Below are 19,829 nucleotides of genomic sequence, written 5' to 3'. Positions count from 1 at the left end.
ATATCAGCGGCGGGACAGTGCCTCACCTTCGGGACACCCACAAGCGTTCCGCGCGTTCGTTTGGCGAACCGGTCCGGCGCGGGAGATCGATATGAAGATGAGCGGCAATACCATCCTGATTACCGGGGGTGGTTCGGGGATCGGCCAGGCGCTTGCTCACCGCTTTCATGATGCGGGCAACGAGGTCATCATTTCCGGGCGGCGGCGGGACGCGCTCGAACAAACGGCGGCGGGCCGTCCAGCGATCCACGCCATGCCGCTGGACGTGGGAGATCCCGCGGACGTGGAGCGGTTCACGGCCGAACTGCTCGCCAGGCATCCGGGACTCAACATACTCATCAACAATGCCGGCGTGATGCGGTTCGAGGAACTCGATCAGCGGCGCGACCTCCGCGATGCGGACATCACTGTAGCGACCAATCTGCTGGGACCCATCCGCCTGATCGATGCGCTGGTCGAGCAGCTGATTTCACAGCCCGATGGGATGATCGTCAACGTAAGTTCGGGACTGGCGTTCGTCCCGCTGGTCGCGACCCCGACCTACGCGGCGACGAAGGCCGCGATCCACGCCTATACGGTTGCCCTGCGGCAAGCACTGAAGGGCAGGGTAGAAGTGCTTGAACTGGTACCGCCGGCGGTTCAGACGGAGCTAACGCCGGGGCAGTCGACCCGCCCCGGCTACCAGCCGCTTAACGAATTCATCGACGAGGTGATGACGCTGCTAGCTGCAGACCCATCGCCCGCGGAGATACTCGTGGATCGGGTCAAGTTCCTGCGGAATGCAGAACGCGAGGACCGGTTCGAGCAAACCCTTGCGCAGCTGAACGAAATGGCAACCAAGGCGCGCGCGGCCCAGTAGTGATTTGCCTTCCGACACGAACGGCGCCCGGCGTGGGCCGAGCGCCGCCTGTGGTCTATTCGAACAGCTTGGCGAAGCGGCGCTTCTCGCGGTTCTTCCAGGCGCCCTTGTGGTAGGCGGCCGACGCCATCAGCGGCAGCACCGAAGTCGCCTCGGCAAACACCATCTGCTCGAGGGCAGTACTCACCTTGCCCCAGCTTGCCGCCTCCTGCAGCGTCGAGGAGGAGCAGGCGCCGTCGCGCACGTCGGCGACGGTGATTTGGACCGCGTACTTGTGCACCTCGACATCCTCGTGGCCCAGGATCTCGGCGCAGACCACCGTGTCCTGCGTGAAGTTCTTGGGCACGCCGCCACCAATCATCAGCAGACCAGTGGTGCCGGCCTTGATCTTGATGTCGGTCAGCTCACGGAAGTCGGCGATCGAGTCCATCGTCATGTAGCGCCGGCCGGCCTTCATGGCATCGACCTGGTGTTTGACGAGGCCGAAGCCGGCCGAACTGTCGGTGAACGCCGGGCAGAAGATCGGCACGTCATGCTCGTAGGCGAGCTTGACCAGGCTGTTGTCCTTCTTGCCATTCTCCAGCAGCCACTTGCCCATCTCCTTGATGAACTCGCGGCTGGAATAGGGGCGCGGCTCCAGCATGTCGGCGATCTTGCCGATGGTGAAATCGGTATCCTGAAGCTGCTGCTCGTCGATGTAGGTGTCGTAGATGCGGTCGATGTAGAGCGACCGCAGCGTGTCGTCGTCCGGGATTTCCAACGCCTGATAGTGCTTGTGGCCAAGCGCCTCGAAGAAATCCATGTCGACGATGCTGGCGCCGGTCGCCACGATCGCGTCGACCATGTTGGAGCGGACCAACTCGGCATAAAGGTCCATGCAACCGCCAGCCGAGGTCGAGCCGGCAATCACCAGGATGACCGAGCAGTCCGGATCCTCCAGCATCTGATTGTAGATGCCGGTCGCGCGCGCGAGGTCGCGGCTGGTAAAGCTCATCTTGCCCATCGCATCAATGATCGGACGGGCATCGAAACTGGTGATGTCGATATGCTCGACGGTGGTGGACAGCAGTTCGGCCTTGCGGGAATCGTTGATCCGCGTGGGCTCCTGAACCTTGGTCAGCGTATCGGTGGTCATTTCTCAACTCCAATGGCCGCCGGCCCCGACGAGCGGGGGCGCCAGCACAAAAGGCGTGTCATTGCTTGGGAGGGGACAGCCTCACCCTCCGGCCGCTTGCCGCCTTAGCGGCAAGCGGAAGGGAGTTACAGCTTCACGACGTTGGAGCGGCGCTCTTCCGTCGCGTGGTAGAGGCTGGCCATCGGCTCGTCCTCCACGACCACGCGCCATTCGGAACCGAACCCGTTGAAACCGGTCCGCATGGCACAACCATAGGCGCCCAGCATGCCGATCTCGACATAGTCGCCGGCGTGCACATCGCCGGGCAACTCGAACGGTCCCGTCATGTGATCGAGATCATCGCAAGTCGGCCCGTAGAAGCTGAAGGGCATGTCGCGGACGTCGGATTCCGGCTCACGGACCAGACTAACCGGATAGCGCCAGCCGATGTGCGCCGCGTCGAACAGCGCGCCGTAGGCACCATCGTTGATGTAAAGCTCATCACCACGGCGCTTCTCGACCCGAACCAGCACGGAGGCATATTCCGCACACAGCGCCCTGCCGGGCTCGCACCACAGTTCCGCCGAATAGCTGATCGGCAGCTTCTCGAACGCGTCGTGAATAACCGCGAAGTAAGCTTCCAGGGGAGGCGGCTCCATGCCCGGATAGGACGAAGGGAAACCTCCGCCGACGTCGACGATATCGACGGTGACCGCGGCCTCGACGATCGCGTCGCGGACGCGGGTCATGGCTTCGGCATAGGCCGCCGGGGTCATCGCCTGGCTGCCGACATGGAAGCAGACGCCCATTGCATCGGCCGCCTGGCGGGTGGCGAACAACAACTGCTTGAGTTCGTCGGCCGCCGCGCCGAACTTGGAGGCAAGGCTCAGTTTCGCATGTTCCGACGACACGCGCAGACGGACCAGCAGGTTGAGGTCGCTCGCTGCAACGCCACCAGTCGCCGTCGCGCGGACGATCTTCTCCAACTCGTCGAGCGTATCGAGGCTGAAGGTGCGCACACCATGCTCGAAATACGCCTCGGCAATCGCTTCCTCGGCCTTCACCGGGTGCATGAAGCACAGGGTCGCGCCGGGAAGAGTTTGCGCGACCAACCGCACCTCTCCGATCGACGCCACGTCATAATGCGTGACTCCGCCATCCCACAGCACCTTCAGCAGGTCGGGGGAAGGATTCGCCTTGACCGCATAGAGCGACCGGCCCGGAAACTTCTCCACAAAGAAGCGGGCGGCACGGCGGGCGGCATGCGGACGAAGAAGCGTAACCGGCTGAACCGGCTTCAGCTTCGCGATCTCGGCAGCACTAGAAACAGGGGTGCCGGACGGGGCGGTCGCTAGCCCCAGCGCGCGATGATGCTTGTGCAACTCAAGGGACCTCCAAGTGCCTGACGGCAAACATTGACGAAAGCTGCCTTGCGGTTGGAAGTCCCATGGGGCAGCGGAGGCGCATATATGAACGAGGGGGCGTTAACGCAACATTTTTTGGACCACCGGCAGCAGACGATTTTTCAACTCGCCGCTGACCTGCAACAGTTGAGCTAAGCCTATGGCCTTCCACGAAAAGTCTGATGTTTCATCGTTGACGATCGACGACGTGCGCGCCGCGGCCGAGCGGATCGCGGGTCATGTGATCCGCACGCCTCTCATCGAAGCGACCTTGCCGGGGGGCCGAGTCTGGCTGAAAGCCGAGTGCCTCCAGTCCGGCGGCGCATTCAAGCTGCGCGGTGCGACCAACCGGCTGCTGCAGCTCGACGAGGCGGAGCAACGGGCGGGGGTTGTTGCCTTCTCCTCCGGCAATCACGCCCAAGGGGTGGCAATCGCGGCCCGTCGGCTCGGTATCCCCGCGGCGATCGTCATGCCCAGGGACGCGCCTGCACTGAAAGTCGAGGGGACGCGCGCGGAAGGCGCCGAGATACTGTTCTATGATCGTGCGACCGAAGACCGGGTGGAACTGGCCGCGTCCCTTGCCGCCGAGCGCGGCGCGGTGCTCGTGCCGAGCTTCGATGATCCCCACATCGTGGCCGGCCAGGGAACGGTCGGGCTGGAGATCGTCGAGCACTGCCCCGAACCGGTCCGGCACATTCTGGTCTGTACCGGCGGAGGCGGGCTCGCGGCAGGCATCGCTCTCGCCGCTCCCGAGGCGGAGATCATCTGCGTTGAGCCCCAGGGCTGGGACGACATGGGCCGGTCCCTGCAGTTGGGCCATATCGTGCCGGTGGAAATGCCAGCACCGCCCACACTCTGCGATGCGCTCCAGACACCGCGTGTATCCCCAATCACCTTCGGCATCCTGGCGAGACGGGACGCGCGCGGCGTGTCGGTCAGCGAGAACGAGGTCCGGGAGGCGATCCGCTGGGCATGGCGGGAGCTTCAGCTGACGCTCGAGCCGGGCGGCGCGGTCGCCCTTGCCGCGCTATTGTCCGCTAAAGTGCCGATAAGCCCGGGTACCGTCGCGACCCTGTCCGGTGGCAATATCGATCCGGCGTTACACGCCCGACTGGTCGCTTAAGCCGCGACCGTCCGATACTGGCCAGGTCCCAGATGCACCGGCGAGGAGCGCTCGACCGCACGGGTCAGCTCTTCAAGCTCCGCTGCAAGGATCTGCAATTCGGCGGCAAGGGCCTTCGGGTCAGTTTCGGCAAGGTTCGCGGACGCATCGAGCAGCGTGTCCAGCATCATGGCGATGCAGGGCAGGATCGTTTCCTCGATCCGGTCAAAGGCTTCACATAGCTTTTGCTGCTGCTCATCCGGGCTCATAGGGGCACGTCATTAAACGAGACCGGTTAAGTTAGTCTGAAAGGCAGATCATGACGGGCATCGCCGCACTCACTTTTTCGATCGCGATGCTGGCGGCCGCCGTCCTGATCGGCTTCGGTATCCGCTTCGCCCGGACCCGCGAGCACCCCAGGAACGGCTGGCTGATGATCGCCGTCGGCGCGATCATTGTCGGCAATGTCCTGATCTGGACGACCTGACCGCTTAGCGCTTGCCCGGAGGACTCGCCGGCAGCGGTTGCGACAGCCGCATGTCGAGATATTCGTCCACGCTCTTCATCAGCAGGTCGAGCTCGTTCGCGAAGAAGTGGTTCGCGCCCGGAATCGAGTCGTGGTGGATGGTGATGTGCCGCTGGGTCCGAAGCTTGTCGACCAGCTTCTGCACCGCGCCGGGCGTCACAACTTCATCAGCCTCGCCCTGGATGATGATGCCCGATGAGGGGCAGGGGGCCAGGAAGCTGAAATCATACATGTTGGCCGGCGGGGCGATCGAGATGAAGCCGCGGATCTCCGGTCGACGCATCAATAGCTGCATGCCGATCCAGGCGCCGAAGCTGACGCCGGCGACCCAGGTCTGCTCCGCTTCCGGATGGATCTGCTGCACCCAATCGAGCGCGCTTGCCGCATCGGACAACTCGCCGATGCCGTTGTCGAACGTCCCCTGGCTCTTGCCGACCCCGCGGAAGTTGAAGCGCAAGGTGGCAAAGCCGCGCTTCACGAACGTCTGGTAGAGCAGCTGCACGATCTTATTGTTCATCGTGCCACCCGCCTGCGGGTGCGAATGGAGAATCAGCGCAACAGGCGCCCGCGGACGCGAGCCCGGATGAAAGCGGCCTTCAAGACGGCCCTCGGGACCGGGAAAGATGACTTCGGGCATGGGCCCCCTTGCGGGTAGTGTTGGTCGACGAACGAGGCGCCTATATAGGCCAGGGTGGACAACAGGCAATCGGCGCAATCGCAGGGCTGGCAGTGAAGCAGCGTATCTATCTCGATCATGCGGCGACCACGCCCGTGCTTCCGCAAGCGCGCGCCGCGGTCATGGAGGCGCTGGATGGCTGGGCCAATCCTTCCTCGCCCCATGCCGAGGGCCGGGCGGCGCGGCAGCGATTGGAAGACGCGCGCCGTCGGGTCGGCGAAGCGCTGAACTGGCGGCATGACGTCATTTTCACCTCCGGCGCCAGCGAAGCCATCGGCATCGTCGCGAACAGGGCAAAAGTCGGCGGCCGGCTCGTAGGCGCCACGGAACATGAGGTTGTCCCTGCAGCAATGGGCGCGGCCGCAGCGGTCCTGTCGGTCGACGGCGGCGGGTTGATCGACTTCGACGACCTCGACCGCAAACTGGAGAGGGGCCCCGCGCTGGTCGCTGTTCAGCACGTCAACAACGAGACCGGCGTTATCCAACCGATCGCGGACATCGCCGTCCGAGTGTGCAGCGCAGGGTCACTGCTATTAGTCGACTGCGCCCAAAGCGCCGGCAAACTTCCGCTGCCCGACGCAGACTTCATCGCGATTTCAGGACATAAATTCGGCGGCCCGCCCGGTATCGGCGCGCTGCTCGTCAAGGATTTGGCCACGCTCTCGCCCACCGGGGGACAGGAGAAGGGCTATCGTCGCGGCACGCAGGACCTGGCCGGTGCGGCCGGGATGGCGGCTGCACTGACGTCCGGGGTCTTTCGCGAGGCGATGCCGCGGCTGGAGGAATTGCGCCGCCGGCTTGACCGCGGAGTGTGCGAGCGCGGCGGAACCATCGTCGCGGCCGGTACGCACCGGATCCCCAACATCGGTTCGCTCGCACTGCCCGGCATCGCTGCTTCGAGCATGCTGATCCATTTGGACCTGGCCGGCATCGCAGTCAGCGCCGGGGCGGCTTGCTCCAGTGGAACGATGAAGGAAAGTCGTGTTCTGAAGGCGATGGAAGTCGATCCTGAGATCGCATCGGCAACGATTCGGGTCAGCTTCGGGCCAGGCACAACAGTAGGGCAGGTCGAGATTTTTCTGACCGAGTTCGGCCGGATCGCCGAAAAAAGGCGGGCGGCATGATCTACCTGGACTATCAGGCGACAACCCCGCTTGCGCCGGAAGTTCGGGCAGCGATGGAGCCGTGGCTCGACAAATATGCGAACCCGCATTCGCCGAGCCGCTGGGGCCGGGAAGCCGCCGCCGCGATCGAGGTCGCGCGCGAACATCTGGCGTCGTGCCATCCGGCAGGCGGTGACCTCGTCTTCACCTCCGGGGCAACCGAGGCGATCAATCTCGCGATCAAAGGTTCGGCGGCGCTTGCTCCGGGCCGGATCGTGACGATCGCGACAGAACATGCCGCGGTGCTGGACAGCTGCGCCTGGTTGCAGACCCAGGGGCATGAAGTGATGACCCTTCCGGTCGGAGCCGACGGCGTCGTTTCCCTAGATGACGTCAAGGTAGCCGTGACGCAGGGCACGACGCTGGTTGCCGCAATGCTTGTCAACAATGAGATCGGGGTCGTTCAACCCATCTCAGAGATTGCGGCGATCGCGCACGAGGCCGGCGCGTTGATGCTGTGCGACGCGGTGCAGGGATTTGGCCGGATACCCATGCCAGACGGCCCTGATATGATCGCGGTCTGCGCCCACAAGATCCATGGCCCCAAGATGATCGGTGCCTTGTGGATTCGGACCGGAACCCGCCTGCAGCCGCTGATCCATGGGGGTGGTCAGGAAAAAGAGCTTCGGTCCGGCACGCTGTCACCGATGCTTTGCGTCGGCTTCGGCGCAGCGGCGACCTTGGCGGCACGATCGCGCGATGCCGACATTGCGCATGTCGATCGACTCTGGAAAGTCGCACTTGAGGCTTTGGGACCGGGCTGGACCGTGAACGGCAGCATCAACCGGCGCTACCGGGGGAACCTCAATGTCCGCAAGGACGGTCTCGACGGGGCGCGGCTGATCTCGGACCTGCGTGACATCGCGTTCAGCCTCGGCAGCGCCTGTGCCAGCGGCTCGGGCCGACCGAGCCATGTCCTTCGGGCCCTGGGCCTCACCGACCGCGAAGCGCGCTCATCGATCCGTCTTGGCTTCGGGCGTTATACGGCGGAAGCGGAACTGGTCGACGCGTGCCGACGGATCGCTGCGGCTGCCGAGGCGCAGAAGCGGTTTGCGGCGTGATCACCGTGCGCTTCCTGAAGTCCGACGGTTCAGTGGACCGGGTGGTCGAGGTCGAGGCTGGTGCCCGGCTGCTTGACGTCGCGCAGGCGGCCGGTCAGCCGCTCGAAGGCACTTGCGAGGGGCAGATGAGCTGCTCGACCTGCCATGTCGTAGTCGCCTCGGACGACTTTCCGCGCCTCCCGCGAGCATCGGATGAGGAGGACGACCTGCTCGATCTCGCCTGGAAGGTGACTCGCACCAGCCGCCTGGCCTGTCAGATCGTCCTGACCGACGAGGTCGGCGAACTGACGGTCAGCATGCCGGGTGGATCGGTCGACTGGAGCTGACCAGGCTTCACGGACATAAGCGCCGTGTCGTACATTCTCACGCACGGGTCGCAGACCGGCAGCCGTTTCGCATCGCGCCGCTGCGCATGGTCCTTTAGGGGTGGGAGCCGGGACGACCCGGGACGAAATCGTTGTGGCTGCTTCCTTCCGGACCTGACCAGGTTGGCGACAGCCCCGTCCGCCCGACTCCCGCGGCGCATATGGCGGCGACCTCCGGCGAGCGCAAGCATGGCTTGCCCAAGCTTGATACTCGAGATGCTCCCTGCTCGCAAAGCAAAGCAGCCCGGCCTAAACCGTCGCTAATGACCGACGACGAATCGCCCGCAGAGGAGCCGACCCTCGGCCTCGACCTACCCGCGCAGCCCTTGGAACAGAGCGCCGCCGCGTCGCCCTACCGGGTGCTGGCCCGCAAATACCGGCCGCAGAGCTTTGCCGAACTGATCGGCCAGGATGCGATGGTGCGGACGCTGGGCAACGCCATTGCCAGCGGGCGGCTCGCTCATGCCTTCCTGCTGACCGGGGTTCGCGGGGTGGGCAAGACGTCGACGGCAAGGCTTGTTGCCAAGGCCCTCAATTGCATCGGTCCGGACGGGCAGGGCGGCCCGACGATCGATCCCTGTGGGGTGTGCGAACCGTGCCGGGCGATCGCCGAGGGCCGGCATATCGACGTGGTCGAGATGGACGCCGCCAGCCACACGGGCGTCGACGACGTGCGGGAGATCATCGACGCAGTCCGCTACTCCGCCGTCAGCGCGCGCTTCAAGATCTACATCATCGACGAAGTCCACATGCTGTCGAAGAACGCTTTCAACGCGCTCTTGAAGACGCTGGAAGAGCCGCCGGCGCATGTGAAGTTCCTGTTCGCAACCACCGAAGTCAACAAGGTTCCGGTGACGGTCCTGTCCCGCTGCCAGCGCTTCGACCTGCGCCGGATCCCGGCCGAGAAGCTGGCCGAACATTTCGCCCGCGTGGCTCAGGCGGAACAGGTCGAGGTGGACGAGGAAGCGCTCGCGGTGATTGCCCGAGCGGCCGAGGGTTCGGCGCGCGACGGCCTGTCGCTGCTCGACCAGGCGATTGCGCATGGCGAGGGCAGGGTCGATGCGGCGCAGGTTCGCGAAATGCTTGGCCTCGCCGATCGCGGACGGGTGCGGCAATTGCTCACCACCTTGCTCGGCGGGGACGCGACAGCCGCCTTGGCGCAGCTGGACGAAGCTCACGCGCTCGGAATTGAGCCCGCCGCGCTACTTCGCGGACTCATGGAATCGATTCATGCCGTCACCCGTGCAAAGGCAGGGGCAGGCAGCGATATCCTCGCCTCTGTCGAAGAGCGCGAGGCCGCGGCGGGCCTCGCCGAGAAACTTGGCTGGGGTAACCTGCATCGTTTGTGGCAATTACTGGTGAAGGGACTGTCCGACGTCGGCCAGGCGCCCGACCCGCATGAGGCGGCCACCATGGCGCTGCTGCGGATTGTCCACGCCGCCGAACTGCCGGATCCGGCAGTTGTCATCGCGCAACTGCGGAACGGCGGCGCTGTGACGATCGGTGCATCAGCCCCGAATGCCCCCCCCCCACCGCCGCCGGGGGCCGCTGCCGCCACGGCCTCGACCCAGCCGCCGACCTTCCCGGACCTGCTCCAGGCCTTGCAGGCTGGCGGCAAGGCGTTGCTTGCGCACCAGCTGCACGATCAGGTCGGCCTCGTCCGCTACGAGCCCGGCACGCTGGTCATCCGGCCGCTTCAACCGCTGGGCACGGACTTCCCGCGCGAACTTGCCGCGCATTTAAAGGCGGTCACTGGCGCGACCTGGAACGTGACCCTGTCCGACGAGGACGCTCAGCCCTCGCTCAAGCAACAGGAGGAAATGGCGGAGGAGCGCGCTCGTGCGGCGGTGCTGGCGGACCCGAACGTCGCCGCCGTGCTTTCCGCCTTTCCAAACGCCGAACTTCAATCCGTCTCCGCAAAGGAAGCCTGATATGCCCGAAATGCCCGATCTCAATGCTATCCTCGAGATGGCTCAGAACGCTCAGGCGGAGCTGCAGAAAGCCCAGGACAAGCTCGACACGATCGAGGTCGAGGGTCTCGCCGGTGGCGGTCTGGTCAAGGTGCGCGCCTCCGCGAAGGGCCGGATCATCGGGGTCGACATCGATGAAAGCCTCCTCCAGCCGTCGGAAAAGACGATGGTCGAGGACCTCGTCGCCGCAGCGCTGAACGACGCGCGCAGCAAGGCCGATCAGGCCGCCGCTGTCGAGATGCAGAAGATGCAATCCAGCCTGCCGTTGCCGCCGGGTTTCCAGATGCCGATGTAAGCGCCTGCATTCCCTTGCAGGACCGAGGTAAAACCGCCAATCTCGCACATAGCTTTTCCAAGAGGAGGCGACGATGAAGCTCGGCGCGATGCAGGACTGGGATCTGCTGGTCACGAAGCTGGTGGATCATGCGGAGCGCGAGCATGGCGGACGCGAGATCGTCTCCGCCTGGAGCGACGGCTCGGTCACCCGGACCTGCTGGCGCGACGTTGCAGCCAATGCCCGCCGAATGGCCAAGGCGCTGGAAAGGCTCGGCATCGGCAAGGGCGAGCGGGTGGCTACGCTGGCGATGAACCACGCCAATCACCTGACGTCATGGTACGGGGCCATCGGCATGGGCGGCGTGCTTCACACCATCAACCCGCGCCTGTTCGCCGATCAGCTCGCCTATATCGCCAACCATGCCGAGGATCGGGTCCTCTTCTATGACAAGGCGTTCGCGCCGCTGGTCGAGAAGCTGAAGCCCGAGTGGAATACGATCGAGCATTATGTGTGCTTCGATGACGGCGAATTCGCGCAATGGCTATCGGCCGAAGACGATGACTACCGCTGGGCCGACGCTGACGAGCGTGATCCGGTCGGCCTTTGCTATACCAGCGGCACCACCGGCAATCCCAAGGGCGTGCTCTACGAACATCGCTCGACCATGCTCCATGCGATGATGGAGGTGTCGCCCGATATCTTCGACCTGTCCGCCAAGTCGGTGGTGCTGCCGATCGTCCCGATGTTCCATGCCAACGCCTGGGGCGTGCCCTGGGCAGCGCCTCTGGTTGGCTGCAAGCTCGTGCTGTCCGCCGACTACCGCCCGCAGCAGATGTGCGACCTGTTCCGCGAGGAAGGAGTCACGCACTCGGCCGGCGTACCGACCATCTGGCTCGGCATGATCGAATATATCGAGCGCACCGGCGCGAGCCTTGGCGAGCTGGAAAGCGTGACCATCGGCGGTTCCGCCGCGCCCCGGGCGATGATCGAATGGTTCCGCAAGCGGGGCATCAAGGTCGGTCACGCCTGGGGCATGACCGAAACCTCCCCGATCGGCACGGTCGGCGCACCGCCCTTCGGCTGGGAGAAGATGACCGATACGGAACAGGTCGACTTCATCGCCCGGCAGGGGCGGGTGCCGTTCGGGGTCGAGCTCCGGACCGTCGACGATGAAGACCGCGAGCTGCCGCGCGACGGCATGGCGTCGGGCCGCCTGCAGGCGCGCGGTCCCTGGGTGGTGAAGCGCTACTTCAAGGAAACGACGGACGCCGTCGACCAGGACAATTGGTTCGACACCGGCGACGTCGCCGCGCTTCATCCCGACGGAACCATGCAGATCACCGATCGCGCCAAGGACGTGATCAAGTCGGGCGGCGAGTGGATCAGCTCCATCGACCTCGAAAACTGCGCGGTCGGGGTGCCGGGGGTGGCGGAGGCGGCGGCCATCGGCATTCCCCATCCGAAATGGGACGAACGGCCGCTGCTGCTCGTCGTGCGCGGCGAGGGCTCATCCGTCGGCGAAGACGACATCCGCGCGCACCTGTCGCAGCATATCGCCAAATGGTGGCAGCCCGACGCGATCGAGTTCGTCGATGAGCTGCCTCATACCGCGACCGGCAAGCTCAGCAAAAAGACGCTCCGCGAGCAATTCAAGGACTATCGGCTGCCGACAGCGGTCGAGATGGTCGGGCGCGACTAGCCAGCGCCCAGCATCGCACCGCTGGAAATCGGCCGCGCCATCCCCTAAGTGGCGCGGCAACTCTCCATACTGCTAGCGATAAGGACCCGCGACCCGATGGCCGCTCAATACGCGTTCGTGATGAAGAACCTCACGAAGACCTTCCCCGGCGCCGCCAAACCGACGCTTAACAACATCAACCTGCAATTCTACCAGGGCGCCAAGATCGGCATCGTCGGCCCCAACGGCGCGGGCAAGTCCACGCTCATCAAGATCATGGCCGGCCTCGACACGGAATATACCGGCGAGGCCTGGCCGGGCGAGAATATCACGGTCGGCTACCTCCCGCAGGAGCCGGAGCTGGATTCGACCAAGACGGTGCTGGAAAACGTCAAGGACGGCGCGCGCGAAGTTGCCGACATGGTCGACCGCTTCAACGCGATCAGCGCGGAAATGGGCGATCCCAAGGACGACACCGACTTCGACGCCTTGATGGCCGAGATGGGCGAGCTTCAGGAAAAGATTGACGCGGTCGATGGCTGGACGCTCGACAACCAGCTCGAGATCGCGATGGAAGCGCTCCGCTGCCCGCCGAGCGACTGGGGCGTTGCCGAACTTTCGGGCGGTGAAAAGCGCCGCGTCGCGCTCACCCGCCTGCTGATCCAGAAGCCCAGCATCCTGCTGCTGGACGAGCCGACCAACCATCTGGACGCCGAAAGCGTGCAGTGGCTGGAAAACCATCTCAAGGAATATGCCGGCGCGGTGCTGATGATCACCCACGACCGCTACTTCCTCGACAATGTGGTGGAATGGATCCTGGAGCTCGATCGCGGAAGCTATTATCCGTACGAAGGAAACTACTCCACCTATCTGGAAAAGAAGGCAAAACGCCTCGAACAGGAGTCGCGGGAGGAAAGCGGCAAGCAGAAGGCGCTTCAGCGCGAACTGGAATGGATCCGGCAGACGCCGGCCGCTCGCCAGTCCAAGTCCAAGGCCCGTATCCGCAAATTCGAACAGCTTCAGGACGCGCAGGACGACCGTCGCATCGGCAAGGCGCAGATCGTCATCCAGGTACCGGAGCGCCTCGGCGGCAAGGTGATCGAGGTCGAGGGGCTGACCAAGGCTTATGGCGACAAGCTGCTGTTCGAGGATCTGAGCTTCACCCTGCCGCCCGGTGGCATTGTCGGCGTCATCGGCCCCAACGGCGCCGGCAAGTCGACGCTGTTCAAGCTGCTGACCGGCAAGGAGCAGCCCGACGCCGGCAAGATCGAAGTCGGTGAAACCGTCCGGCTCGGCTTCGTCGACCAAAGCCGCGATCATCTCGATCCCAAGAAGAATGTCTGGGAAGAGATTTCCGACGGCCTCGATTACATGAAGGTCAATGGCCAGGACGCCTCGACCCGCGCCTACGTCGGTGCGTTCAACTTTAAGGGCCAGGACCAGCAGAAGAACGTCGGCAAGCTGTCCGGTGGTGAGCGCAACCGCGTGCACATGGCCAAGATGCTCAAGACCGGTGGCAACGTCCTGCTACTCGACGAACCGACCAACGACCTCGACGTCGAAACATTGGGCGCGCTTGAAGAAGCGATCGAGAATTTCGCCGGTTGCGCCGTGGTCATCAGCCACGACCGCTTCTTCCTCGACCGCCTGGCGACGCACATCCTGGCATTCGAGGGCGACAGCCACGTCGAATGGTTCGAGGGCAATTTCGAAGCCTACGAGGAAGACAAGCGGCGGCGGCTTGGCCCCGAAGCGGACCGCCCGCACCGGACGAGCTACAAGAAGCTGGCGCGGTAGGGCATTCCCTGCGCCTAATCGTCACCCCGGCCTTGCGCCGGGGTCCGCCTTCTTTCTGGTCGTTCTCATGCGTGAGCCATGCGTGTCCATAATGGCCGGCGGGTTCGGCCGGTTGGCTGGCGACCCGCCTGAAAGGTTCAGTTCGTTGTCGCCATTAATCCGATGGGAAACGATTTAGCAGAAACGTTGGATCTGAGGCGGTGATCGGTCGAAACGTGGATCCTGCCGCAAGGCCGGGATGACAATCGTCTACTCCGCCGCCTCGCTCCTCACATCACCGACACGCCGGCCCTCGAAATAGCTGTCCGGCCCCTCGGCCGCCCGCCGCCGCCGCATCCAGCAATCGACACTCCACACGCCAGGCCCGCGGACCATCACGTAGAGGAAGATGAAGCAGAACAGGATGGCGGCCTCGCCATTGTTCAGCACCGGCCAGAAATTGTCGGGGGCGTGGACCATCCAATAGGCGACGGCCATTTCGCCCGCGAGGACGAAGGCAACAGGGCGGCTCCACAGGCCGATCAGCAGCAGCAAGCCACCGATCAGTTCCAGCATTCCGGCGATCCACAGCAGCGTCCAGGGGGTCGGAAAGCTGGCCGAGCTCATCGGAATGCCGACGATCTTGCTTAGCCCGTGCGACAGGAACAGCAGGGCGGTCACGATGCGGAGCACGCTCAGCATCTGTGGCGCATGGCGGTCCGACCAGCCGCCTTCTTCGAAGAGAGGGTTATCCACCGTCCGTCTCCTTCGCGCAGGCTTGTGAACCCCTTCTACCATGCGCCGCGAGTCGGCCCAACCCACCGGTTTTGCTTGCTAAGTAGGATCCGGTTTGCTGCACCGGGAAGGTGATGATCGTTTCGGCTGCGTCAGGCGACTCCGACAACTCCGACAACCCCCCGATGGCGACTTTCTCACCTGTCGGTTTCGCTCCCTTCCGCACTGCAGCAAGTGCGTGTTACAGGCCCGCGCCATGACCTCGACGAACGATATCCGCCGCTCCTTCCTCGACTATTTCGAGGCCCAAGGCCATTCGCGCCAGCCGTCCGCGCCGCTGGTGCCGCAGAACGACCCGACGCTGATGTTCGTCAACGCGGGCATGGTGCCGTTCAAGAATGTCTTCACCGGCCTTGAGACCCGTCCCTATTCGACCGCCGTCAGCAGCCAGAAGTGCGTGCGCGCCGGCGGGAAGCACAATGATCTGGACAATGTGGGCTACACCGCCCGGCATCACACCTTCTTCGAAATGCTCGGCAACTTCTCGTTCGGCGATTATTTCAAGGATCGCGCGATCGAGCTCGCATGGAACCTGGTCACGAAGGAATGGGGCCTGTCCCCCGACCGGCTGACCGTCACCGTCTATCATACGGACGACGAAGCATTCGACCTGTGGAAACGCATCGCGGGTCTGCCGGACAGCCGCATCATCCGCATTCCGACCAAGGACAATTTCTGGGCCATGGGTCCGGACGGCCCGAGCGGACCCTGCTCCGAAATCTTCTACGATCACGGCGATCATATCCCCGGCGGACCTCCCGGCAGCCCGAACGAGGACGGCGATCGCTTCGTCGAGATCTGGAATCTCGTCTTCATGCAGCACCTGCAGGAAAATGACGTCATCGTCTCGGACCTGCCCAGCCCGTCCATCGACACCGGCATGGGCCTCGAACGCATCGCCGCGGTGATGCAGGGCGTCCACGACAACTACGACACGGACACCTTCAAGGCGCTGATCCACGCTTCGGAGGAATTCAGCAAGACGAGGGCGGACGGCGATCGCATGGCCTCGCACCGGGTCATCGCCGATCACCTGCGCACCTCCGGCTTCCTGGTCGCGGACGGCGTGCTCCCGGCCAACGAGGGGCGCGGCTATGTGCTGCGCCGGATCATGCGCCGCGCGATGCGCCATGCCCATCTGCTGGGCACGACCGAACCCCTGATGCACCGACTGGTGCCGGAGCTGGTGGCCGAAATGGGCGCTGCTTACCCTGAACTGGTCCGGGCGCAGCCGCTGATCGAAGCGACCCTTCAACAAGAGGAAACCCGCTTCCGCCAGACACTCGATCGAGGATTGAAGCTGCTCGAGTTGCAAATAGTCCGGAAGAAAATGGAATTTGACGAGTACCATTATTTTCAGGGTGAGGGTCGAAATGATCCAGGCGCCATTCGGCGTTTCGAGCCGCCGTCGACCATACTGCCCGGTTCAATCGCATTTGAACTTTATGATACCTATGGCTTTCCGTTCGATCTGACGGAGGACGCGCTCCGCTCTGAAGGAATGACTGTTGATCGAGCCGGCTTCGACGCCGCCATGGCCGAACAGAAGGCCAAGGCCCGCGCCGCGTGGAAGGGCTCGGGTGAAAAAGCCTCGGACGAGCTGTGGTTCGACCTTGCGGAAGAATTCGGTTCGACCGAGTTCACCGGCTATTCCGGTCACGAGGGCGAGGGCGTGGTACTGGCCATCGTCAAGGACGGTCAGCGCGTGGACCGTGCGAGCGAAGGCGACACCGTCCAGATCCTGCTCAACCAGACGCCCTTCTATGGCGAGAGCGGTGGGCAGGTCGGCGACGCCGGGCGGCTGAGCAGTCTCAAGGGCTTCGACGGTGAGGTGACCGACACGGCCAAACCGCTTGGCCGTCTCCATGTTCTCACCACCAAAATCCTCAAGGGTGACGTCAGCGCTGGCGAGACGCTGCACCAGAATGTCGATGAGGAGCGCCGCCGCGCCACCCGCGCCAACCACTCGGCCACCCATCTGCTGCACGCGGCACTGCGCCACCGGCTTGGCGGCCACGTCACCCAAAAAGGCAGCCTGGTCGCGCCGGACCGCCTGCGCTTCGACTTCTCGCATCCATCGGCCCTTACCGCCGACGATATCGCCGCGATCGAGGCCGAGGTGAACTGGCACATCCGCCACAATCAGCCGGTCAGCACCCGCTTGATGACCCCCGATGAAGCGATCGCCGAAGGTGCGATGGCCTTATTCGGCGAAAAATATGGTGACGAGGTCCGCGTCCTCTCGATGGGGTCGGCGGACGAGAAAACCTATTCGGTCGAATTGTGCGGCGGCACCCACGTCAATGCGCTGGGCGACATCGCGCTTTTCAAGATCGTCTCCGAAAGCGCCGTCAGTTCGGGCGTGCGCCGGATCGAGGCGCTGACCGGGGAGGGGGCCCGCCTATGGCTGCTCGCCCGCGACCAGCGCCTGCGCGAGATTGCCGCCAGCCTCAAGGCCGCACCGGATGAAGCGCCCGTCCGGGTTGCCGCGCTGGTGGAGACGACCCGCAAGCTGGAGCGTGAACTCGCCGAAGCGCGCAAGCAGCTCGCCATGGGCGGCGGCGGCTCGGCCTCGGTTGGTGGTCCGGAGGAAATCGCCGGCATCGCCTTCGTCGGCCGCGTCGTCGAGGGGCTGGATCCCAAGGCGCTTCGCCCGGAGATCGACGGCCTGAAGAAGCAAGTTGGCTCCGGTGTTGCCGCTCTGGTCGCGGTCAACGACGGTCGCGCCAGCGTCGCTGCGGGCGTAACCGACGACCTCGCCGGACAGGTCAGCGCCGTCGAGCTCGTAAAAGCGGCGGTGGCGGCGCTCGGCGGGCAGGGCGGCGGTGGCCGGCCCGACATGGCCCAGGGCGGCGGACCGGACGGTGCCAAGGCCGGCGAAGCGTTGACCGCCATCCGTGAGGCCTTGGCGAAGGTAAACGCCTAACGCAGCCGGTCTCTGATCCGCCGGCGGCCGAGCGCGGGCTCCTCGGCCAGCTCGCCTTGCTCCCGGATCCGCGCCCGCAGCTCCGATCGCTTTTCGTGGATCGATGCGATGACCGGCCCCATCGCCACGCCGATGTCGACCAGCACCGCCTCGCTCATCTGCAGGCTGCCTTCCATGGTTTCGGGTACCGCATCAGTTGCGCCGGCCTTGTAAAGCTGGGCTGCATGTTCAGCATCCCGGGCCCTGGCGACGATGGTGAGCGTCGGGCAGGCGGCATGGATGGCCTTGGTCAGTCGGACGGTCAGGACCGGATCGTCCATGGTGAGAACCAGCGCCGCTGCGTCCCGCAGGTCGAATCGGTCCACGACATCGCCGCGTGCGACGTCACCGAAGATCACCCGCTTGCCCGCCTCCCGGGCATCGGCCACGCAATCGATATCGCCGTCGACTGCGAGGTAGGGCCGGTCATGGGTTTCCAGCATCTCCGCCACGAGTCGGCCCACGCGCCCGAAGCCGAACACCAGAGTGAGCCCCGTCGTATCGCCCGACCGACTGCTCAGGGCATCCGGGTCGATCCGCCGGGACCACCGCCGGCCGACCACCGCCAAGACTGGGGTCAGGGTCAGTCCAAGCGCGGTCACGATGGTCCAGAAACCGGCCTGCTCGGCGCTGACCGCCCCCGCCGCCAGGGCGCTGCCGAGCACGATCAGGGTCAGTTCCGACGGGCTTGCCATCAGGAGGCCGGTCTCGACGGCCGTGCTGATCCGCGATCCGCGCCAGCGGAGGAGCAGGTAGATGATAAAGCTTTTCGCGATCAGAACCACGGACGTCGCGGCGAGGAGGGCGGGCCATTCGGCCAGCAAGGCGGCAAGGTCCAGCCGCATGCCGACGGTAATCAGGAAGATACCCAGCGCCAGCCCTCGCAAGGGCGCGGTGATGACTTCGACCTCCGCATGGTAATCGGTCTCGGCAATCAGCAATCCGGCAATCAGCGCCCCCATCACCGCGCCGAGACCGACAGCGCCGGTCGCCAGGCTGGACAGCATGACTACCAGCAACGCGGTTGCCAGGAACAGCTCCGGACTCTTGGTCCGCGCTGCTTGAGCGAACAGGCCCGGCAAGAGAAAGCGTCCGATGATCAGCAGGCCGGCGACCACCGCGATTCCGCCCAGAGCCACCTGCAGCAACGCGTCCGAGCCCTTGGCGTCCAGCCAGAAAAGGATCGGCACCAGCATCAGGTCCTGCAACAGCAGCATCGCGAGGGCAGCTTTTCCGGTCGGGCTGGTCGTTCCGGCGATCGGCATGACCAGGGCAGTCGAGGACATCGCAAGCGCGAGTCCCAGGACCGCGGAACTCAGTGGTGAGCCGCCAAGCGCGGACAGGGCCGTGAAAATCAAAGCCGCCGTGGCCAGCATTTGCGCGGCACCAAGCGTCACGATGTTGTGCTTCATTGCCCACAATCGCCGGAAACTCAGCTCGAGCCCGATAGCGAACAGCAGCAGCAGGATGCCGAACTCGGCAAACGGGTCGATCTGTCCCGCCTCCGTGATGGTCAGCGAAGCAAGCCAGGGGTGCTCGCCGACCAATGCCCCCAGTCCGGACGGCCCGACGGCGGCCCCGACCAGGATGAAGCCGATCACCGGTGACACCTTGATCCGTGCAAAGGCCGGGATGACAACCCCCGCCGCGCCAAGGATCACCAGCGCATCGTGAAGTCCTGATCCGCCTAATTCCCCTGCCATCTCCTCATTAAGCAGGCGTCACGCTGGGAGCCAAGCGGAGCTTTGCTCGTTCGGTCCCCAAGGTTCCGGGAGAAGATGGATGACGGAGAAGAGCTTCAAGGCTGGTGACAAGGTCAGCTGGAAGAGCAGCGGCGGCACGGCGCATGGCAAGGTGGTTAAGAAACTCACCTCGCCGATGGACATCAAGGGCCATCATGTTGCCGCCTCCAAGGAGAATCCGGAATATCTGGTCGAAACGGAGGACGGCAAGCAGGCAGCCCACAAGCCAGCTTCCCTGACCAAGGCCTGAGGCCGCCTCTTACCGGTCGGCCTCACCGCAACGTATCTGGGGCGCGGCATAGATGAGCTGAACAGACTGCTTCCATAACAGGAATTCGCCTGTCAGCATGACGGGAT

Annotated in this window: 18 protein-coding genes and 1 other RNA gene; 12 read left to right on the top strand and 7 right to left on the bottom strand. The window is 64.5% G+C overall.

What is annotated here, in order from left to right:
* Positions 1-91: 91 nt before the first annotated feature.
* Positions 92-859, top strand: a complete 768-nt coding sequence (locus tag AC4GYS_RS09695) for an SDR family oxidoreductase (RefSeq protein WP_491108875.1) — start codon at positions 92-94, stop codon at positions 857-859.
* A 55-nt stretch (positions 860-914) separates the two neighbouring features.
* Here AC4GYS_RS09695 and AC4GYS_RS09690 read toward each other — a convergent pair whose 3' ends face one another.
* Together AC4GYS_RS09690 and AC4GYS_RS09685 are read right to left on the bottom strand one after the other, a co-directional pair.
* Entirely contained in the window at positions 915-1,994 is a 1,080-nt protein-coding gene (locus AC4GYS_RS09690; protein ID WP_491108874.1) for a 1,9-bis(guanidino)-5-aza-nonane synthase, read from the bottom strand.
* 125 nt (positions 1,995-2,119) lie between these two features.
* Positions 2,120-3,355, bottom strand: coding sequence for a type III PLP-dependent enzyme (locus AC4GYS_RS09685; protein WP_491108873.1), 1,236 nt, complete (start codon positions 3,353-3,355; stop codon positions 2,120-2,122).
* A 181-nt stretch (positions 3,356-3,536) separates the two neighbouring features.
* Between AC4GYS_RS09685 and AC4GYS_RS09680 the strand changes: the two genes are divergently transcribed.
* Entirely contained in the window at positions 3,537-4,499 is a 963-nt protein-coding gene (locus AC4GYS_RS09680) for a threonine ammonia-lyase (protein WP_491108872.1), read from the top strand.
* Here the strand turns inward: AC4GYS_RS09680 and AC4GYS_RS09675 are convergent.
* Positions 4,496-4,747, bottom strand: a complete 252-nt coding sequence (locus tag AC4GYS_RS09675) for a hypothetical protein (RefSeq protein WP_491108871.1) — start codon at positions 4,745-4,747, stop codon at positions 4,496-4,498. The genes AC4GYS_RS09680 and AC4GYS_RS09675 overlap by 4 nt on opposite strands.
* Positions 4,748-4,797: 50 nt before the next feature.
* Here AC4GYS_RS09675 and AC4GYS_RS09670 point away from each other — a divergent pair, with 50 nt between their 5' ends.
* The gene (locus AC4GYS_RS09670; protein WP_491108870.1) at positions 4,798-4,965 is read left to right on the top strand and encodes a hypothetical protein; all 168 of its coding nucleotides are present in this window, start codon (positions 4,798-4,800) and stop codon (positions 4,963-4,965) included.
* Between the two features lie 4 nt (positions 4,966-4,969).
* Here AC4GYS_RS09670 and AC4GYS_RS09665 read toward each other — a convergent pair whose 3' ends face one another.
* Positions 4,970-5,641, bottom strand: coding sequence for an alpha/beta hydrolase (locus AC4GYS_RS09665; protein ID WP_491108869.1), 672 nt, complete (start codon positions 5,639-5,641; stop codon positions 4,970-4,972).
* Between the two features lie 92 nt (positions 5,642-5,733).
* Between AC4GYS_RS09665 and AC4GYS_RS09660 the strand changes: the two genes are divergently transcribed.
* Genes AC4GYS_RS09660 through AC4GYS_RS09650 form a run of 3 tightly spaced genes read left to right on the top strand, consistent with a single transcriptional unit; the run spans position 5,734 to position 8,230 of the window.
* Complete coding sequence (locus AC4GYS_RS09660) at positions 5,734-6,804, top strand: cysteine desulfurase family protein (protein ID WP_491108868.1); 1,071 nt, start codon at positions 5,734-5,736, stop codon at positions 6,802-6,804.
* Entirely contained in the window at positions 6,801-7,904 is a 1,104-nt protein-coding gene (locus AC4GYS_RS09655) for a cysteine desulfurase family protein (RefSeq protein ID WP_491108867.1), read from the top strand. Before AC4GYS_RS09660 ends, AC4GYS_RS09655 begins: the two co-directional genes overlap by 4 nt.
* Complete coding sequence (locus AC4GYS_RS09650) at positions 7,901-8,230, top strand: 2Fe-2S iron-sulfur cluster-binding protein (protein WP_491108866.1); 330 nt, start codon at positions 7,901-7,903, stop codon at positions 8,228-8,230. Before AC4GYS_RS09655 ends, AC4GYS_RS09650 begins: the two co-directional genes overlap by 4 nt.
* Positions 8,231-8,326: 96 nt before the next feature.
* On the opposite strand, the gene ffs is transcribed toward AC4GYS_RS09650, so the two are convergent.
* An RNA gene (ffs, locus tag AC4GYS_RS09645) (signal recognition particle sRNA small type) lies at positions 8,327-8,424 on the bottom strand.
* A gap of 108 nt (positions 8,425-8,532) precedes the next feature.
* On the opposite strand from ffs, the gene AC4GYS_RS09640 reads away from it, so the two are divergent.
* From AC4GYS_RS09640 to ettA, 4 genes are all read left to right on the top strand, one after another.
* On the top strand, positions 8,533-10,200 hold the full coding sequence (locus AC4GYS_RS09640; protein WP_491108865.1) for a DNA polymerase III subunit gamma/tau: 1,668 nt from the start codon (positions 8,533-8,535) through the stop codon (positions 10,198-10,200).
* A 10-nt stretch (positions 10,201-10,210) separates the two neighbouring features.
* The gene (locus AC4GYS_RS09635) at positions 10,211-10,534 is read left to right on the top strand and encodes a YbaB/EbfC family nucleoid-associated protein (RefSeq protein ID WP_491109397.1); all 324 of its coding nucleotides are present in this window, start codon (positions 10,211-10,213) and stop codon (positions 10,532-10,534) included.
* 73 nt (positions 10,535-10,607) lie between these two features.
* The gene (locus AC4GYS_RS09630; RefSeq protein ID WP_491108864.1) at positions 10,608-12,215 is read left to right on the top strand and encodes a long-chain fatty acid--CoA ligase; all 1,608 of its coding nucleotides are present in this window, start codon (positions 10,608-10,610) and stop codon (positions 12,213-12,215) included.
* Between the two features lie 96 nt (positions 12,216-12,311).
* A complete protein-coding gene (ettA, locus tag AC4GYS_RS09625) occupies positions 12,312-13,991 on the top strand; it encodes an energy-dependent translational throttle protein EttA (protein ID WP_491108863.1) in 1,680 nt (559 codons plus the stop codon).
* A 249-nt stretch (positions 13,992-14,240) separates the two neighbouring features.
* Here the strand turns inward: ettA and AC4GYS_RS09620 are convergent, their stop codons facing one another.
* Positions 14,241-14,726 carry a DoxX family protein gene (locus tag AC4GYS_RS09620; protein ID WP_491108862.1) on the bottom strand — a complete coding sequence of 162 codons (486 nt, stop codon included), beginning with the start codon at positions 14,724-14,726 and terminating at the stop codon, positions 14,241-14,243.
* Positions 14,727-14,961: 235 nt separating this feature from the next.
* Between AC4GYS_RS09620 and alaS the strand changes: the two genes are divergently transcribed.
* Positions 14,962-17,691, top strand: coding sequence for an alanine--tRNA ligase (gene alaS / locus AC4GYS_RS09615; protein ID WP_491108861.1), 2,730 nt, complete (start codon positions 14,962-14,964; stop codon positions 17,689-17,691).
* Here alaS and AC4GYS_RS09610 read toward each other — a convergent pair.
* On the bottom strand, positions 17,688-19,433 hold the full coding sequence (locus AC4GYS_RS09610; RefSeq protein WP_491108860.1) for a cation:proton antiporter domain-containing protein: 1,746 nt from the start codon (positions 19,431-19,433) through the stop codon (positions 17,688-17,690). The two genes, alaS and AC4GYS_RS09610, sit on opposite strands and share 4 nt — an antisense overlap.
* A 79-nt stretch (positions 19,434-19,512) precedes the next feature.
* On the opposite strand from AC4GYS_RS09610, the gene AC4GYS_RS09605 reads away from it, so the two are divergent.
* Positions 19,513-19,722 (top strand): hypervirulence associated TUDOR domain-containing protein, encoded by a 210-nt coding sequence (locus AC4GYS_RS09605; RefSeq protein WP_491108859.1) that lies wholly within the window; start codon positions 19,513-19,515, stop codon positions 19,720-19,722.
* Positions 19,723-19,829 lie beyond the last annotated feature (107 nt).

Source organism: Sphingomonas sp. SP1 (genome assembly GCF_058313395.1).
The sequence above is the reverse complement of the archived record's forward strand: the minus strand, read 5'-3'. Positions and strand labels throughout refer to the sequence as shown.

Bases quoted from the DNA above. Each gene is read 5' to 3' on its own strand.
- AC4GYS_RS09695 (WP_491108875.1), top strand. From the start codon at position 92: ATGAAGATGAGCGGCAATACCATCCTGATTACCGGGGGTGGTTCGGGG.
- AC4GYS_RS09690 (WP_491108874.1), bottom strand. From the start codon at position 1,994: ATGACCACCGATACGCTGACCAAGGTTCAGGAGCCCACGCGGATCAAC.
- AC4GYS_RS09680 (WP_491108872.1), top strand. From the start codon at position 3,537: ATGGCCTTCCACGAAAAGTCTGATGTTTCATCGTTGACGATCGACGAC.
- AC4GYS_RS09675 (WP_491108871.1), bottom strand. From the start codon at position 4,747: ATGAGCCCGGATGAGCAGCAGCAAAAGCTATGTGAAGCCTTTGACCGG.
- AC4GYS_RS09670 (WP_491108870.1), top strand. From the start codon at position 4,798: ATGACGGGCATCGCCGCACTCACTTTTTCGATCGCGATGCTGGCGGCC.
- AC4GYS_RS09665 (WP_491108869.1), bottom strand. From the start codon at position 5,641: ATGCCCGAAGTCATCTTTCCCGGTCCCGAGGGCCGTCTTGAAGGCCGC.
- AC4GYS_RS09655 (WP_491108867.1), top strand. From the start codon at position 6,801: ATGATCTACCTGGACTATCAGGCGACAACCCCGCTTGCGCCGGAAGTT.
- AC4GYS_RS09640 (WP_491108865.1), top strand. From the start codon at position 8,533: ATGACCGACGACGAATCGCCCGCAGAGGAGCCGACCCTCGGCCTCGAC.
- AC4GYS_RS09635 (WP_491109397.1), top strand. From the start codon at position 10,211: ATGCCCGATCTCAATGCTATCCTCGAGATGGCTCAGAACGCTCAGGCG.
- AC4GYS_RS09630 (WP_491108864.1), top strand. From the start codon at position 10,608: ATGAAGCTCGGCGCGATGCAGGACTGGGATCTGCTGGTCACGAAGCTG.
- ettA (WP_491108863.1), top strand. From the start codon at position 12,312: ATGGCCGCTCAATACGCGTTCGTGATGAAGAACCTCACGAAGACCTTC.
- alaS (WP_491108861.1), top strand. From the start codon at position 14,962: ATGACCTCGACGAACGATATCCGCCGCTCCTTCCTCGACTATTTCGAG.
- AC4GYS_RS09610 (WP_491108860.1), bottom strand. From the start codon at position 19,433: ATGGCAGGGGAATTAGGCGGATCAGGACTTCACGATGCGCTGGTGATC.
- AC4GYS_RS09605 (WP_491108859.1), top strand. From the start codon at position 19,513: ATGACGGAGAAGAGCTTCAAGGCTGGTGACAAGGTCAGCTGGAAGAGC.